Raw genomic sequence first — 15,431 nt, forward strand, 5'->3', positions numbered from 1 at the left:
GCTGGCGGCGGGTATGGCAGCTGAGGCTAGCGGCCCGTCGGTGCCTGATGCGCGGCGCCGTGCGCTTCGAGCCAGCGCACCATGTCGCGGTGGCCGTTGCGGCGCGCCTCGCTGAGCGGCGAGCGGTATTCCTCGCGGCCGTCGCGGATATTGGCGAGCACGGTCAGCGACAGGTCCGCTCCGGCCTCGGCCAGGCGTTCGGCGACATCGACATGACCGCCCTGGGCCGCATTGATCAGCGGGGTCTCGTCGCCCCGGACGTAGGCATCGGGGTCGGCACCGGCTTCCAGCAGCAGATCGACGACATCGACACGGCCGCGCAGTGCTGCGGCGATCAGGGCATTGCCGTCACCGGAATAGGCCTCGTTCACATCGGCGCCGTAGGACAGCAGCATTTCCACCATCTCACGATCGCCGCGAGCAGCCGCTGCGATCAGCGGATTGCCGTCACCGCGCACGCCCAGGTCCGGATCGGCACCGGCCGCCAGCAGGATGCGGGCGGTCTCGCGCTCGCCATTGCGCACGGCCGCCGTCAGCGCCGTGCCATCGCCGGAGAAACGCACATCCGGATCGGCGCCATCGGCCAGCAGGGCCGAGACCTCGCCGGTGCGGCCGCGGCGGGCGGCGTGAAACAGGCGCGCATCGCGATCCAGCGCCTCGTCCAGCGTGCGCGACGCCGCGGCCGGCGCGTCCAGGGTGGCACCGACGCTCGGCGTCAGGATGAGACTTCCCGCGGCCAGCACGGGCAGGATGAGGGCAAAACGCATGACACTGTCCTTTCGATCGAGCGCACCGGGCGCTGTGAGATGGCCGATACGGCGGGCCAGACCGCTGCGGGTCGGCGCGGCCGCAAGGGCCAGGGAGGGGGTTTTCACGGCCGCTGCCGCGCTGTCGAGCAGGGCCATGGCGAGGGCGCGGGGCTGACCGGTGATCCGGGCCGCCTGGCGGTCGCACAGGGCTTCGCGCGAGCGGTCCAGCACCGGCAGGACCCAGCGCAGCGGCAGCGCCCACCAGAACACCGCCATCACGGCCCGCACGCCCAGCGCGGCCCAGGTGTCGCCGCGGCGCACATGGGCAATCTCGTGCTCGATCACGGGCCGGGCCGAGGCGTCCAGGGAAAAGCCGCGCGGCACCAGGATCAGCGGCGCGGTGAAGCCGGCCACCATGGGACAGTTCACCTCATCGCTTTCTGCCACCGGCAGGGCAAATGACATCGCCAGTTCGGCCGGCGGCACCGTGCGGCGCGCCCGCGCTTTCAGACGCCGTAGCGCAACCAGATCGGCGCCCAGGCGCAGCAGCATCACCAGGGTGACAGCCGCCCAGACCGCCAGCCCTGCCCCGGCAAGCAGGTCCGCCGAGACCGGCAGGCCGTCCATCAGGCTGGCCGCTTCGATATCGGGCAGTTCGGGCAGGCGCTCACGCATCTTGACCGGCGTGTCCGCGATATCCGCCGCAACCGGCGTTTCGATATAGACCGGCAGGGCCTCCTGTGGCGCCGATGGCCGCGGCAAGACCGCGACAAGAAAGACCAGGGGGACGGTCAGGATAGCCGCCAGTGCCAGATCGTGACGCTCGCGCAGCCAGGCCTGCGGCGCGAACCGGTCGAAAACGGCAATACCGGCCGCCAGCACTGCCGCGGCGGTCAGCGCGAAACCGGCGGACTGGATCAGGGCGGCGATCATGGCTCGCCCTCTCCGCCGCTCTTGCGCAGCACTTCGGCACGCAGCGCCTCAATGTCTTCCAGGGTCAGCTGGTCGTCCTTCACCAGGTGCTGAGCCAGGCTCTGTGCCGACCCGCCGAACAGGGATTTCACCAGCGAACCCAATGCCGAGGCCTGGGCGCCCTCGCGCGACAGCAGCGCATGATAGATGTGGGCGCGGCCATCCTTGCGGAAACCGACATAGCCCTTGTCGGCCATGATGCGCACTGTCGTCAGGACCGTGGTGTAGGCGAGGCCGTGATCCGGCGCGAGCACATCGGTGATCTCACGCACGCTGGCTTCATCGCGATCCCACAGGACCGCCATGATGCGCTGTTCGGCATCGGTAAGCTGGGGAGAGGCAGGACGAGCCATCTACGAATTCCTTAGTTGATAGAGCCAACCTATCCCGGCCAGCGACGCGTTCAACTAAAAAATTAGTTATGGACTGCAAACGGTAGCGGGATTGGCGGTGGGCGCGTCCCCCCGGGGCTATCGGAATGGCTCGACAGGCCTGGGCGAACCGCCACCGGGAGGAACGCCTTCCCCCCAGGGTACGTCATCCCCCGGCTTGTCCGGGGGATCTCATCCATCGGGTTGAAGTATTGCGAAAGAACAGGCTCCCTCGGACGGGAAAGCCTGGATCCCCCGGACAAGCCGGGGGATGACGGCCGATGCTCTGGTGCCAGATTACATTCCGACCAGCCGGAGCATTCCCGGCTAGAACGGAATCTCGTCGTCCAGGTCGGCGTTGGAGAAGTCTTCCTTCGGGCCTTCCATCGGGCGCGAACCGCCGCCGGAGGAGCCGAAACTGTTGTCATAGCCGCCGCTGGACGAGCCCTGGAAGGAACCGCCGCCCTCGCCCTTGCCGTCGAGCATCTGCAGCTCGCCGCGGAAACGCTGCAGCACGACTTCGGTGGAGTATTTCTCCTGGCCGTTCTGGTCGGTCCACTTGCGGGTCTGCAGCTGGCCCTCGATGTAAACCTTCATGCCCTTTTTCAGATAGTTCTCGGCGACCTTGGCCAGCTGGTCGTTGAAGATCACGACACGGTGCCATTCGGTCTTCTCGCGGCGCTCGCCGGAATTCTTGTCGCGCCACTGTTCGGACGTGGCGACCGAGAGGTTCACCACCGGGTCGCCGTTATTCATGCGGCGCACTTCCGGGTCGCGGCCCAGATTGCCCACCAGGATTACCTTGTTGACGCTTCCCGCCATCGCCCTTGCTCCGTCTTGTCGCGGCCGCCCTTTACGGACAGCCCATTTGTTCACATTATGTTCCGCAGGTCAACGCGCCCCGCGAGTCGCGCCGATTTGAAAGGAGGGGCTGGCGAGAGTCCAGAGAGGTCTAAAGCACAGACGCAGCCGATCGTGACGCCGGCCACCGCGAATGGGCGCAAACGGTTTTGAAGGCGAAAGCAGCAGCGCCGGGCCAGCGGCGCATCAGGGAGGATGAGCCACCCTGACCGTAGCAACGGCTTTGCTTTCAAACTGGAGACGATGGTATGGGATGTTTTCCGCTTATCATCGCCCTGGACATGAAAAAGACCCGGATCGGCTGGCAAGTACGAATCCGGGTCCTATTCATTCTATAGGGAAAGGAGGGCGGGCCGAGAGGTCCGTCCTCACTCCAGAAATATAACACGCTTTCGGTGGATCGCAACGCGGCTGCAAGACTGCCACCGAAGGCAAGCCTCCACCCCTTGCCAGACCGGCCCTCCTGCCTACGTACTGTCAGGAGGCTGCCGCGCCGAACTGGACGCCGCCTCGCGCGTTCTCTAATTGTTCAACGCTTCTGACTTCTCCGGGGACTTCGCTGAATGGCGCTCGACAAAATCCGCGTGCAGGGCGCACGCGAGCACAATCTGAAGAATGTTTCCGTCGAGCTGCCGCGTGACAGCCTGATCGTGTTCACGGGCCTGTCGGGCTCGGGCAAGTCGTCGCTCGCCTTCGACACGATCTATGCCGAGGGCCAGCGGCGCTATGTGGAAAGCCTGTCGGCCTATGCGCGGCAATTCCTGGAGCTGATGGCCAAGCCGGACATGGACTCGATCGAGGGTCTCTCGCCGGCGATTTCCATCGAGCAGAAGACGACCTCGAAGAACCCGCGTTCCACCGTCGGCACGGTCACCGAGATCTACGACTATATGCGCCTGTTGTGGGCCCGCGTCGGCGTGCCCTATTCGCCCGCCACCGGCCTGCCCATCGAGAGCCAGACGGTGAGCCAGATGGTCGACCGGCTGATGGCCCTGGACGAGGGCAGCCGCCTCTACCTGCTGGCGCCGGTGGTGCGCGGCCGCAAGGGCGAATACCGCAAGGAATTCGCCGAATGGCTGAAGGCCGGCTTCCAGCGCGTGAAGGTGGATGGCGAGTTCTACACGCTCGAGGAGGTCCCCGCGCTCGACAAGAAGTTCAAGCACGATATCGACGTCGTGGTGGACCGCGTGGTGATCAAGGAAGGCCTTGAAAGCCGCCTCGCCGACAGTCTGGAAACGGCGCTGCGCCTGGCCGACGGCATTGCCGTGGCCGAGTCGGCCGACCGCACCGACGACAAGGGCAAGGCCGAGCGCATGATCTTCTCGGAGAAGTTCGCCTGTCCGGTCTCCGGTTTCACCATCGAGGAAATCGAGCCGCGCCTCTTCTCCTTCAACAATCCGGTCGGCGCCTGCCCCAGCTGCGACGGTCTCGGCCAGTCGCTGAAATTCGACGAGAACCTGGTTGTGCCGGATGGCGACAAGCCGCTGTCCGACGGTGCCATCGCGCCCTGGAGCCGGGCCACCTCGAAACTCTACCAGCAGACCCTGCAGGCCCTGGCGGAGCATTTCGGCGGCGACATGTTCCAGCCCTGGCGTGACCTGCCGGAGGAATTCCGCAAGGTCGTGCTGTGGGGCACGAAGGAGAAAGTGACCTTCGTCTATGAGGACGGGCTCAGGAAATTCGAGACCCAGAAACCCTTCGAAGGCGTGATCCCCAATCTGCAGCGGCGCTGGCGCGAGACGGACTCGAGCTGGGTGCGCGAGGATCTGGCCCGCTTCCAGTCCTCCCAGCCCTGCGAGACCTGCGGCGGCCGGCGCCTGAAGCCGGAAGCGCTGAGCGTGAAGATCGACGGCCAGGATATTTCCGACGCCTCGAAACTCTCCATCCGCAAGGCCGAGGAATGGTTCACCGCGGTCTATGAGACGCTGTCGCCGAAGGACAAGCAGATCGCCGAGCGCATCCTCAAGGAGATCCGCGAACGCCTGAAATTCCTGGTCGATGTGGGTCTGGACTATCTCACCCTGGACCGCGCCTCGGGCACGCTGTCGGGCGGGGAAAGCCAGCGCATCCGCCTGGCCAGCCAGATCGGCTCGGGCCTGACCGGCGTGCTCTACGTGCTCGACGAACCCTCCATCGGCCTGCACCAGCGCGATAATACCCGCCTCTTGGAAAGCCTGCAGGGGCTGCGCGATCTGGGCAATACGGTCATCATCGTCGAGCATGACGAGGAAGCCATCCTGACCGCCGATTATGTCGTCGATCTGGGTCCTGCGGCCGGTGTGCATGGCGGTGAAATCGTCGCCGAGGGTACGCCCAAGGAAGTCATGGCCAATCCGAAAAGCCTGACCGGCCAGTATCTCGCCGGCACGCGCCGTATCGAAGTGCCGGAGAAGCGCCGCAAGATCGACAGGAAGCGCACGGTGAAAGTCGTCGGCGCCACAGGCAATAATCTCAAGGGCGTCGATGCGGAATTCCCGCTCGGCGTGATGACCTGCGTGACCGGCGTGTCCGGCGGCGGCAAGTCCACCCTCACCATCGAGACCTTCTACAAGGCGGCTGCCCGCAAGCTTCAGAAAGCCCAGCAGGTCCCCGCCCCGCACGACCGCGTCGAGGGGCTCGACCGGCTCGACAAGGTGATCGATATCGACCAGTCGCCGATCGGCCGCACACCGCGCTCCAATCCGGCGACCTATACCGGCGCCTTCACCCCGATCCGGGAATGGTTCGCGCAACTGCCCGAAGCCAAGACCCGCGGCTACAAGCCCGGCCGTTTCTCCTTCAATGTGAAGGGCGGGCGCTGCGAGGCCTGCCAGGGCGATGGCGTGGTGAAGATCGAGATGCACTTCCTGCCCGACGTCTTCGTCCCCTGCGATGTGTGCCACGGCAAGCGCTTCAATCGCGAAACGCTGGAAGTGCAGTTCAAGGGCAAGTCCATCGCCGACGTGCTGGATATGACGGTCGAGGAAGGTGCGGACTTCTTCAAGGCGGTGCCCGCCGTGCGCGACAAGATGGAAACCCTCAAACGCGTCGGTCTGGGCTATGTGAAGATCGGTCAGCCGGCCACCCAGCTCTCCGGCGGTGAGGCCCAGCGCGTGAAACTCTCCAAGGAACTCTCCAAGCGCGCCACCGGCAAGACGCTCTACATTCTCGACGAACCCACAACAGGCCTGCATTTCGAGGATGTCCGCAAACTGCTCGAAGTGCTGCACGAACTCGTCGATGCGGGCAATTCCGTCGTGGTGATCGAGCATAATCTCGACGTCATCAAGACCGCCGACTGGCTGCTCGATCTGGGCCCGGAAGGCGGCGATGGCGGTGGCCAGATCGTCGCCCAGGGCACGCCGGAAGATGTCGCCAAGGTCGAAGCCAGCTGGACCGGCCGCTACCTCGCCCCGATGCTGGAACGCGACAAGGAATTGCGGGCGAAGGCGGGCTGATCGCCCGCCCCGTCTCACTCCTCTGCGTCGTCGGCGCGTTTGCGGCCGGTGATCATGGCGCGGACCAGGTTTTCGGCATGGGCCAGGCTTGAGGCGAGCACGCCGAGCACGTGCAGGCCGACAAGGCCGAGCGTGAGGTAGACGAAGAATTTGTGCAGGCTTTCCAGCAGATCGCCGCCGCCCTCATGCTCGCCATCCTCATGACCCTCGCCCTCGTGATCGTCGTCATCGTCTTCGCGATACGTCGTGGCAGCCGGCGCTGCGTGGACGAGCGGCTGCATGTCGGCACCGTCCGCTGTCTCCGCGGCCGGAGCGATCAGGCCGGCCAGGGGGCCACGCCCCTCTTCGACCGCATAGAGCGACATGCCGGTCAGCGTGGTGCCCGCCAGGCTGGCGATCAGGGCCAGGATCATCAGACCGCCGGCGGGATTGTGCCCGAGATGGCGGCGCGCCTTGCCGCTCGCCATGCCGCGCAGATAGGCCAGGGCTGCGCCCGGTCCGCGCACGAAGTCGGTGAAGCGCGCATGCCGGCTGCCCACCACACCCCAGACGATCCGCCAGGCAATGATCGCGGCGACCGTATAGCCGGCCCACACATGCACCGTCTGGGCGTCGTCGCCGGCGATATAGGCGGTGAAGAAGGCAGCCACCAGCAGCCAGTGGCCGATCCGGACCAGCGGGTCCCAGACCCGAACCTGCCCGTTCGCGCGACCACCCGCGCCAGCGTCCTGCGCCCTTGTGTCATGCTTGTCCATTACCGGTCTCCGCGTCTTAACTGGACACCGATGTCGCGCGCGCCATGCGCGGCCGCCATACGTCATCCGACAGACGGGGCCCGCCAGGCCTAGCCCAGCAGGAGCATTCACCATGCAAGAGGATCACGGCGCGAACCACCGCACGCATGGCGCGGCTGCGCTCTTCGCCCTCATCGCCGTGCTGATTGCCGGCGATCTGGTGACCGATCGCGGCGAAGGCGCGAGCCTGCTGCACCTGGCGGTGGAGACCCTGGTGCTTGTCGCCGCGGCGGCCGGCGCAGCGATCCTGTGGCGGCGGGTCGGCAAGGCGCGTCTGGATCTCGCTGCGGCGCAGGCCGAGGCCGACCGCTGGCGCGCGGAGAACCGGGCGCTGGTGCGCGGTCTGGGGGATGCCATCCTGCAGCAGTTCGAGCGCTGGCACCTGACCGCGGCGGAGAGCGAGATCGGCCTGTTCCTGCTCAAGGGGCTCAGCCTGAAGGAGATCGCGGCCCTGCGCGACACCAGCGAGCGGACGGTGCGCGAACAGGCGCGTGCACTCTACCGCAAGGCGGACCTGGAAGGGCGTCATGCCCTGTCGGCCTTCTTTCTGGAGGACCTGCTGCCAGCTGCCGGGGCCGAAGACGCCGCCGAGGGCGTAAACGCCGCCTGAGCCCGCCCTACCCCACGATCAGCCAGACCGCCCACAGGGCGCTGGCCGAGGCGATAGCGCCGAGCACCAGGACCAGGCCGTCGCGCACGGTCAGGCCGGCGGCCATGATGACAATGCCCAGGGCGGGCACGACCACGCCGCCCGGCACGATCGACGCGGCGAACATGGCCAGCGACATCACCACGCACAGCGCGGCGAACCCCATCGTCCAGGGCCAGTCGAACAGGATGTGGAAGCGCGGCTCGATCACCTGGTCGACCCGGCGCAGCCAGGGCCGCACCCAGTCGACGCCGCGCCGGAAGGCGTCGGCGGAGACCTCGAACCGCCGGACGCGCTGCGGCAGCCAGAGCCGGCGGGAATTGGCGAGGAAGTGCAGCGAGATCAGCAGGGTCAGCCCGGACATCGCCCAGGTGACGCCCGGCAGCATGCCGATGACGGGCATGATCGAGACCAGGGTCGGCAGAAGGAGGAGCGGCCCGAAGGAGCGCTTCTCCAGGGCATCGAGGATTTCGCCCAGCGTGATGGAGGTGCCGTCGGCGGCGGCGGCGAGTTCGTTGAACAGGGCTTCCAGCTTCTGCGGGCCGTCCGCATCAGTGTCTGGTGCATCACCGGAAGGACCGGACCGTCCTGCGTCTGTCATTCAGCCTCGCCTCGCATCCTGCCACCAGGCCGCCCGCGGCGGCCGGGATCAGGATGCCGCGACGTCACGCATACGCAAGAGTGCATCGTCAGCCACAGGCTCGCGCAGCTGCAACGCATCCCAGCGCGCGATGTAGGCGGAATAGCCGAGCCCGAAAATGTGTGCCGCCAGAGCCAGGACGGCCAGCGCCATCCAGCGCAGCATGCCGGCCGCATCCGGCGACCGCCAGAGCGTGGCAACGGCCTCGATATCCATATCGCTCATCAGCTGGAACTGCCCGGTCAGACCGCTGCCGCTGAAGGGAACGAACTCGCCAATGGCCAGCACGACGAGATAGCCGAGCAGCGCTGTCCAGAAAACGCCGCGCGTGACAGACCAGGCCTCCATGCCCCAGATGCGCCGGTCGCGAATTGTCAGCGCTGGCATGGCCGCCACCCTGACGCCGGCCCAGACAAAAGCGATGAATACGGGCGCGATGGCGATCGCGTGAGGGAGCGCAACATCCGCAACGAGACTGTCTAACAGCGCAAGTGCAGCTACGGGCAGAATGGCGGGGAGCATCGCAAGGAGAAGGATCAGGGACTGGAGCAGAACGGTCAGCAACAGCCGCCCCTCGTCATCCCCCAGCCGGAAGGGAAACAGGCCCGCCTCGCCCCGAACCAGGAAGCGAAGCCATGCCGCGCTGATTGACAGCTGAAGTGCCAGCGCCGCCAGCCCCAGACCGAGGCCGATCCCGGCTTGGCCAAGGCTGAGCCCCATCCCCGCTTCGCCCAGGCCCAACTGCCAGTAAGCGGTAAATCCGGCCCAGGCTGCCAGGGTGGCGAGCACCAGCGATACGGCAAAAAGAACCGCCGCCGCTACGGGCTTCCGGCTGATCAGCAAGACACCGTAGAAGGCTGCAGTGAAGGGGCGGAATTTCGGTGGGGTCACGCTGCCAGCTCCAAACATCCTGAGCGAGAATGATTCCGCAGAACAATCTATCAGCGCAACCCCTCGGCCGCTAGCCTTCGCGGGGCGAGGCGCCCATCGGGTGATCCTGGTCCAGCACGGTGCGGTCGTCGGCACTGCCCTCTTCGCCGACACGCTGGGCGTTGTAGGCGGCAACGCCATGCCACATGCCTTCCCAGACGATCTGCATGAAATAGCTGAGCACAAAGCCCAGCCCGAGCATGCCGATCGTGACGGGATTGGAGAACGCATTGTTGATTGCGTCGATCACCTGCTGCGGGTCCGCCCCGGCGCCCGACACCTCCATCATGATGAACTCCATCAGCACCGGCCAGAGCGCGCCCAGGAAGGCCAGCTGGATGAAGCCGCCGATGATGGAGGACAGGATGAGGGCCATCACCGCCACTGCAATGTAAGAGACCAGCATGTGCCAGAAGACACCCCGCGTCGCTGTCCAGCTCTCGAAGAAGCGGAAGCGCGACTGGTGCACGGTCATCGCCGGCGCGCAGGCCATGCGCACCGCGATCACCAGCACGGCGATCAGCAGCACCAGAACGATCAGCGCGACAATCAGGCCGCCGGCCGCGCCGGTGAAGACATTCGCATCCCGGCCGCCAGCCGCCACGCCGGCCCCGACGACGGAGATCGCGAAAAAGGTCATGAAGCCGAAATAGAGCACCACGCCCATCACCCAGTAGAGGAGATTCACGCCCAGCAGGCGGAACTCGTCACCGCCCAGGCGGAAGGGCAGACCCGGCTTGACCTCGCCGCGGGTGAGAAAGCGCAGCCAGGCTGCCTGGCTCATCAGCGCCAGCGCGATCCCTGCCAGCGCGATAAACGGCATGAAGCCCATGATCGGCATCAGCATGCCGAAGACGCGCCGCACGGCCTCCTCGTCGCTGAGCTGTCCGGCCTCGTCGAGAATGATGAGCTGGGAGAGATTGTCCCAGACAGGCACGAACAGAGCCACGCCCGCCGCGGCGAGCAGCCCCACCAGCACGGTCTGGCAGATCATGATCCACAGCGCACCGCCGGGATTCTCGCCGAAGCGCTTGAAGAAATGGAAGATGGCATTGCCGATATCGAATGATCGTACGGTCATGAAGGCCCCCTGCTGGCCGCTTCCCTGTCCGCTGCCATCATGACGGATCGCAGGGAACAGGCCAGAGGGAAAACGCCTGCCCGTGTCCCGGAGGCAACGACCTAAGCGGCCGGGGTGCGGGTGCGCTTCTGGTAGAGATAGGCGTAAAGCCCCGACATCACCGGATAGTTCACGGCCGCGAACAGGCCCAGCCAGAGCCCGTACTCGCGCGCCCGCGCGACACCGGGCGTGCCGGACAGGTCGGCCGAAATCAGTGCCGACACGTCGATCACGCGATGACCCAGCACGGTGCTGAGGAGTTCGTAGAGCGCCAGTTCGCACAGGGTCAGCGGCAGGCCGGCCAGCACCAGGGTGGCCGCGATCCGCCAGCCATTGCCATCGCTCAGCGGCCAGGCCTTCATCACCTGGATGCGCTTCGACGCGATCGTCGCCGGCAGGGCCAGCACCAGGCGCGCCGACAGCCAGGTCACAATGGCGAGACCGGCGAGACCGGCCGCGACGACGACCACCCAGTCCGACGCGCCCATGTATTGCGTTGCACCCGCGACATCGAAGCCGGACGCTTCCGGGTCGATCCCGGCGCGCTCCAGCGCCCCCATGGTCACTGTCCCGAACAGCGTGCCCCAGAACAGGAAGACCAGCACGAAGACGATCACGATCAGGAGGCTGATCAGGATATAGACCGCAAAGACCCGCAATTCCTCATGGCCCAGCTGCAGGCCCAGCCAGCCGGGCATCTCGCCGCGCACGGCCAGGCGCAGCGACGCTGCCGAGAGCGCCACGCTGGCCACGACGGTCGCCAGCGACAGCAGTGCCACGACCAGGTCCAGCGCCGACGGCTCGCTGCTGGCAGCCGTCATCGGCATCAGCGCGAGTTGCGCCGCATAGGCTGCGGTGTAGGGGATCGCCGCAATCAGGATCTTGCGCCAGTGCACCAGGAAGAAGGCATAGGCGGCAAACACGCTGCGCAGGACGGGGACGGGAGTTGGGGGTGGGGTCATGAGGCTCTCCGGACGTTGGCGCCAGAGATACAAGCCCCACCGCAAGGATCAAGCGCGGCGGGCGGTCGCGCTAGCGCGCTATGCGAAAGTCGAAGCGGGTCTCTACATTCTCGCGCAACACCGGTTCGCCATCACGGGTTGCCGGCTCATAGCGCCAGTCGCGGACGGCCCGGATGGATGCCTGATCGAACACTCCCGGCGGAAAGGCGCCGATCACCTCGACATTGTCCGTCCGGCCTTCGGCCGTCACGTCAAAGCGCACATAGACCACCCCATCCAGATCCGACCACAAAGCGTCTTCCGGATAGCGCGGTTCGCGGCGAGCCAGGGGCTCAGCGTCGCAGCACGGTCGCTCCTCGGCTTCTGCCTGCTCAGCGGCCGCCCGGACGTCCGCTGACTCGCTGTAGCGCTCGGCGTGAAACCGGTTTGCCGCCAACCGGTCATAAAGGCGCGCGAAAGCCGCTTCAGTTTCCGCTTCGTCATCGTGGTAAAGGTTCAGCCGGGCCGATGTCAGCGCGGCACGCAGGGTTGCGGCGTTGGAATGCCCGGGGGAAACGTCGGACAGGACATCACGCGCCATGTGCAGGGAATAGGTCGCTAGCTCAAATTCCTGATCCAGCGTCTGGGAGACGCCGGCATAGAGCAAGGCGAGACCATAGCGCGTATCCGGCGCGTCCAGATGGCGCTCGAACAAGCCAATCGCCTGCAGGGCGGCGGCGCCGGAATCACTGATCCGGCCGCGCCCCATGGCCAGCATGGATCGCGTCAGGAATGCATCGGCGGCAAAGTCCGAGGCCTCGCTGTAATCCCCATCCAGGTCTTCCAGTGCCTGCACCGCATTGCGCGAGCAGGCATAGGCGTCATCATTGTTTGAATTTTGCAAGGCGATCACGGCAGCATTGTGCCAGCGCCAGGCCCGGTCGACCGGATCGGCATTGCCTCGGTCAGACAGCCGCGCGGCGTCCCGCCAGGCATCCAGCGCCGTCTCGAACTGCTGGTTTGCCGTGGCCGCAAAACCGTAATTTTCCGCCAGCGTGGCAAGTGTCAGCGTATCGATACGGGCAGCCTCTCCGGCTTCGTACGCACGCCCTGCCGCATCCAGAAGCGCCACGGCATCACCCGCTTCCATGGCCGCCTGGTATTCCTGATAAGGTGCTGTGACGGACGCCGGCAGTCCCTGCGCCAACGCTCCGTTCGTCATGGTCACCAGCCACACGGCAACACAAAGCCTGACAATCCCGTTCAACATTCTGCCCCCGATTGATGCCTCACGATCATGCGGTCTCGCCGCACGACGTCAAGTTGCTTTAACTCCGCTCTCCATTTTGACATTGACGCGTCATACCTGCCGGATAACCTCCCGCCGGGGACCGCGATTTTCCGATCGATCCAGGGGGAATTCCATGACAGACGAGCCCACGCCCGCCAGCGGCAGCAATGTGCCCGACGAGAACGGACCCGCCGAACCGGCGACACCCGCCAGCGAACCGGCCGGCAACGGCGGCGAACGCCTGGTCTTTGCCCAGAGCGGAACGATCGGCGGCATCCTGCCGATTACCCTCCTGAACGCGCTCCTGAACATCGTCACCCTGACCCTGTGGCGCTTCTGGGGCCGCACACGGGTGCGGCGTTATCTCTGGTCGACCACCACGATCAACGGCACGCCGATGGAATATACCGGCTCGGGCTGGGAGCTGTTCCGCTCCTTCATCGTGGTGATGGTTCGGTCTTCCTGCCCATCTACGGCGTGTTCTTCGCGGCCCAGCTTCTGCTGCCGCCGGAAACCGTGATGCTGGTCTTCGGCCTCGCCTACATCCCCATCCTGATCTTCTTTTCCTGGCTGCTCGGCCTCGCCGTCTGGATCGCACGCCGCTACCGGCTGAGCCGTACCACCTGGCGCGGCATCCGCTTCGGCCAGGCCGGCTCGGCGAATACCTATGCCTGGGCCTCGGTGGGGTATGGCCTGCTGAGCGGGATCACCCTGGGCTGGTACGCCCCGGCGGCCGAGATGCGCCTGACCCGCCGCCTGTGGCGCGAGACCTTCTACGGTGACCGCCAGTTCCGGATCCTGCAGGAAGACGAGGGTCTGGCCGGACCGCTCTATCCCGCCTTCGCCCTCGCCTGGATCGCCGGGGTCGTTGGCTATTTCGGCTTCATCTGGGCCTATATGTATGTGCTGTTCGGCGGCTTCGAGAACATCGGCGACACGCCGCCTATTCCCGATGCCATGATGATCGCCAAGATCTACGGCCTGGCACTGGTCTATGCCCTGTTTGTCGGCCTGGCGAGCCTGCCCTATGCCGCCGCGCTGCTTCGGCGCAAGGCGCAGTTCCTGGGGCTGGAAGGCCTGACCTTCCGCCTCGATGCCAGATCGCTCAGCCTGGGCTGGATCTATGTCACCAACTTCCTGATCATCGCCCTCACCCTGGGCTTCGGCCTGCCCGTCGCCCAGCTGCGCCTGTGGCGCTATATCTTCAAACGCCTGGAAGCCGAGGGCGAGATCGACATCGAGGCCGTGCGCCAGAATGCCGATCGCGGACCCAAGGCCGGCGAAGGACTGGCGGACGCATTCGATATCGGCAATGTCATCTAGTACGCACACACCCGGCCGGCCGGCCCTGGCCGGCACCTATGCCGACGGCGAGAGCGCCCGTCTTCATGCTGCAACGGTATCGCTCGATGCAGACACCCTCGCCCTCGATGGCGAGGGTGTCGCCGTGCGCTGGCAGGTGGCGAAACTCCGTCGCCTGCCCGACCGGCCGGACGGCGCCGCCGTCATCAGCGAAAAGGGCTCCGATGCCCGGCTGTGGGTCGCGGCCGGCGACCGGGATGTGCTGCGCACCTGGTTCCCGCGGCTCTTCGCGCCCGGCCGGACGCGGCGCGGCACGCTGATCCTGGGCGCGGCGCTCACCGGCATCGCCGTCGCCAGCCTGGCCTTCCTGTTTGTCGGCCTGCCGCTTCTGTCGCGCCCCCTCGCCCACGCCGTGCCGCTGGATGTGGAACGCCGCATGGGCGAGCAGACCAACCAGATGGTCACCTGGTTCACCGACGAATGCGAAACCGGCGAGGAAGCCCGCGCCGCGCTCGACAGCCTGGGCTCCCGGCTCTACGCCGTCTCCGGCTCGCCCTTCGAATTTCGCCTGCGCATCGTCGATGCCGGCTTCCCCAACGCCTTTGCCCTGCCCGGCGGCCGCATCCTGGTCACCGACGAGCTGATCGACGAGATGGAAAGCCCGGACGAGCTGGCCGGCGTGCTGGCCCACGAGGCCGCCCATGTCGCCCAGCGCCATGTCATGGCGGCGCAATTGCGCGAGATGGGGTTCGGCGTGCTGCTGGAACTCCTGATCGGCGGCGGCTCCGGCGCCGGCCAGGAAATCGCCCGCACCGGCGCAACGCTGGAAAGCCTGCGCCATACCCGCGGCGCGGAAAGCGAAGCCGACGATTACGCGCTGCAATACCTCGTCGCCGCCGACATGAACCCGCACGGCCTCGCCGACTTCTTCGAGCGCATGCAGGCGGTGCTGGAAGGCCAGACCGAGACCGAGGCCGAGGGCGACGGCGCAGAGGCCGAAAGTAAGGATACGGGCGCCAGCACCGACATGCCGGCCGAGGACGCGTCAGAACCTTCTGCCGAAGCAGGCGACGGCGGCAATGAGCGCTGGCTGAGCAGCGTGCTGCGCACCCATCCCGACACCCGCGCCCGCGCCGAACGGGCCCGCGCCGCCGCCGGGCAGATCGGCTGGTCCGGCGAGCCGGCGCTCAACGAGACCGAATGGGCCGCGCTCCAGGCCGTCTGCTCCGACGGCTCGATCCCCGGCGACACCCCCTTGGAACGCGTCCGCAACCGGATCGACGACGTGTTCAAGCCGGAGAATGGGCAGTCACGGACCGAAACCGGCGGCGCAGACCAACCGCCAGCTACCCCGCCCCATTGACTCCACGCGAT

Annotated in this window: 14 protein-coding genes; 5 read left to right on the plus strand and 9 right to left on the minus strand. The window is 66.4% G+C overall.

Annotation, left to right across the window (positions count from 1 at the left end; translation table 11 throughout):
- Positions 1 to 26 precede the first annotated feature (26 nt).
- From JJ918_RS11890 to ssb, 3 genes are all read right to left on the minus strand, one after another.
- Positions 27 to 1,682, minus strand: a complete 1,656-nt coding sequence (locus JJ918_RS11890) for a M56 family metallopeptidase (RefSeq protein ID WP_291887485.1) — start codon at positions 1,680 to 1,682, stop codon at positions 27 to 29.
- Complete coding sequence (locus JJ918_RS11895) at positions 1,679 to 2,074, minus strand: BlaI/MecI/CopY family transcriptional regulator (RefSeq protein ID WP_271185221.1); 396 nt, start codon at positions 2,072 to 2,074, stop codon at positions 1,679 to 1,681. The genes JJ918_RS11890 and JJ918_RS11895 overlap by 4 nt, the downstream gene beginning before the upstream one ends.
- 345 nt (positions 2,075 to 2,419) lie before the next feature.
- A complete protein-coding gene (ssb, locus tag JJ918_RS11900; RefSeq protein ID WP_291887490.1) occupies positions 2,420 to 2,914 on the minus strand; it encodes a single-stranded DNA-binding protein in 495 nt (164 codons plus the stop codon).
- Positions 2,915 to 3,516: 602 nt separating this feature from the next.
- Between ssb and uvrA the strand changes: the two genes are divergently transcribed.
- Positions 3,517 to 6,390, plus strand: coding sequence for an excinuclease ABC subunit UvrA (gene uvrA / locus JJ918_RS11905; protein ID WP_291887494.1), 2,874 nt, complete (start codon positions 3,517 to 3,519; stop codon positions 6,388 to 6,390).
- Between the two features lie 14 nt (positions 6,391 to 6,404).
- Here the strand turns inward: uvrA and JJ918_RS11910 are convergent, their stop codons facing one another.
- Positions 6,405 to 7,145 (minus strand): cytochrome b/b6 domain-containing protein, encoded by a 741-nt coding sequence (locus JJ918_RS11910; protein WP_291887497.1) that lies wholly within the window; start codon positions 7,143 to 7,145, stop codon positions 6,405 to 6,407.
- A 112-nt stretch (positions 7,146 to 7,257) separates the two neighbouring features.
- Between JJ918_RS11910 and JJ918_RS11915 the strand changes: the two genes are divergently transcribed.
- Entirely contained in the window at positions 7,258 to 7,794 is a 537-nt protein-coding gene (locus JJ918_RS11915) for a hypothetical protein (RefSeq protein WP_291887500.1), read from the plus strand.
- A 7-nt stretch (positions 7,795 to 7,801) separates the two neighbouring features.
- Here the strand turns inward: JJ918_RS11915 and JJ918_RS11920 are convergent, their stop codons facing one another.
- The 5 genes from JJ918_RS11920 to JJ918_RS11940 all read right to left on the minus strand — a co-directional run bounded on the left by JJ918_RS11920 (position 7,802) and on the right by JJ918_RS11940 (position 12,686).
- A complete protein-coding gene (locus JJ918_RS11920; protein ID WP_291887502.1) occupies positions 7,802 to 8,434 on the minus strand; it encodes an exopolysaccharide biosynthesis protein in 633 nt (210 codons plus the stop codon).
- A 48-nt stretch (positions 8,435 to 8,482) separates the two neighbouring features.
- Complete coding sequence (locus JJ918_RS11925; RefSeq protein WP_291887504.1) at positions 8,483 to 9,364, minus strand: hypothetical protein; 882 nt, start codon at positions 9,362 to 9,364, stop codon at positions 8,483 to 8,485.
- A gap of 70 nt (positions 9,365 to 9,434) precedes the next feature.
- Positions 9,435 to 10,484, minus strand: a complete 1,050-nt coding sequence (locus JJ918_RS11930) for a hypothetical protein (protein WP_291887507.1) — start codon at positions 10,482 to 10,484, stop codon at positions 9,435 to 9,437.
- A 101-nt stretch (positions 10,485 to 10,585) separates the two neighbouring features.
- Positions 10,586 to 11,485, minus strand: coding sequence for a hypothetical protein (locus JJ918_RS11935; protein WP_291887510.1), 900 nt, complete (start codon positions 11,483 to 11,485; stop codon positions 10,586 to 10,588).
- A 70-nt stretch (positions 11,486 to 11,555) separates the two neighbouring features.
- Entirely contained in the window at positions 11,556 to 12,686 is a 1,131-nt protein-coding gene (locus JJ918_RS11940; RefSeq protein ID WP_291887512.1) for an energy transducer TonB, read from the minus strand.
- Positions 12,687 to 12,888: 202 nt separating this feature from the next.
- Between JJ918_RS11940 and JJ918_RS11945 the strand changes: the two genes are divergently transcribed.
- From JJ918_RS11945 to JJ918_RS11955, 3 genes are read left to right on the plus strand one after another with little or no spacing between them, the layout of a single operon-like run.
- A complete protein-coding gene (locus JJ918_RS11945) occupies positions 12,889 to 13,275 on the plus strand; it encodes a DUF898 family protein (RefSeq protein ID WP_291887515.1) in 387 nt (128 codons plus the stop codon).
- Positions 13,275 to 14,078 carry a DUF898 family protein gene (locus JJ918_RS11950; protein WP_291887518.1) on the plus strand — a complete coding sequence of 268 codons (804 nt, stop codon included), beginning with the start codon at positions 13,275 to 13,277 and terminating at the stop codon, positions 14,076 to 14,078. The genes JJ918_RS11945 and JJ918_RS11950 overlap by 1 nt, the downstream gene beginning before the upstream one ends.
- Complete coding sequence (locus JJ918_RS11955; protein WP_291887520.1) at positions 14,068 to 15,420, plus strand: M48 family metallopeptidase; 1,353 nt, start codon at positions 14,068 to 14,070, stop codon at positions 15,418 to 15,420. Before JJ918_RS11950 ends, JJ918_RS11955 begins: the two co-directional genes overlap by 11 nt.
- Positions 15,421 to 15,431 lie beyond the last annotated feature (11 nt).

Origin of the sequence: Maricaulis sp. (genome assembly GCF_017642925.1) — a bacterium.
Classification (GTDB): Bacteria; Pseudomonadota; Alphaproteobacteria; order Caulobacterales; family Maricaulaceae; genus Maricaulis.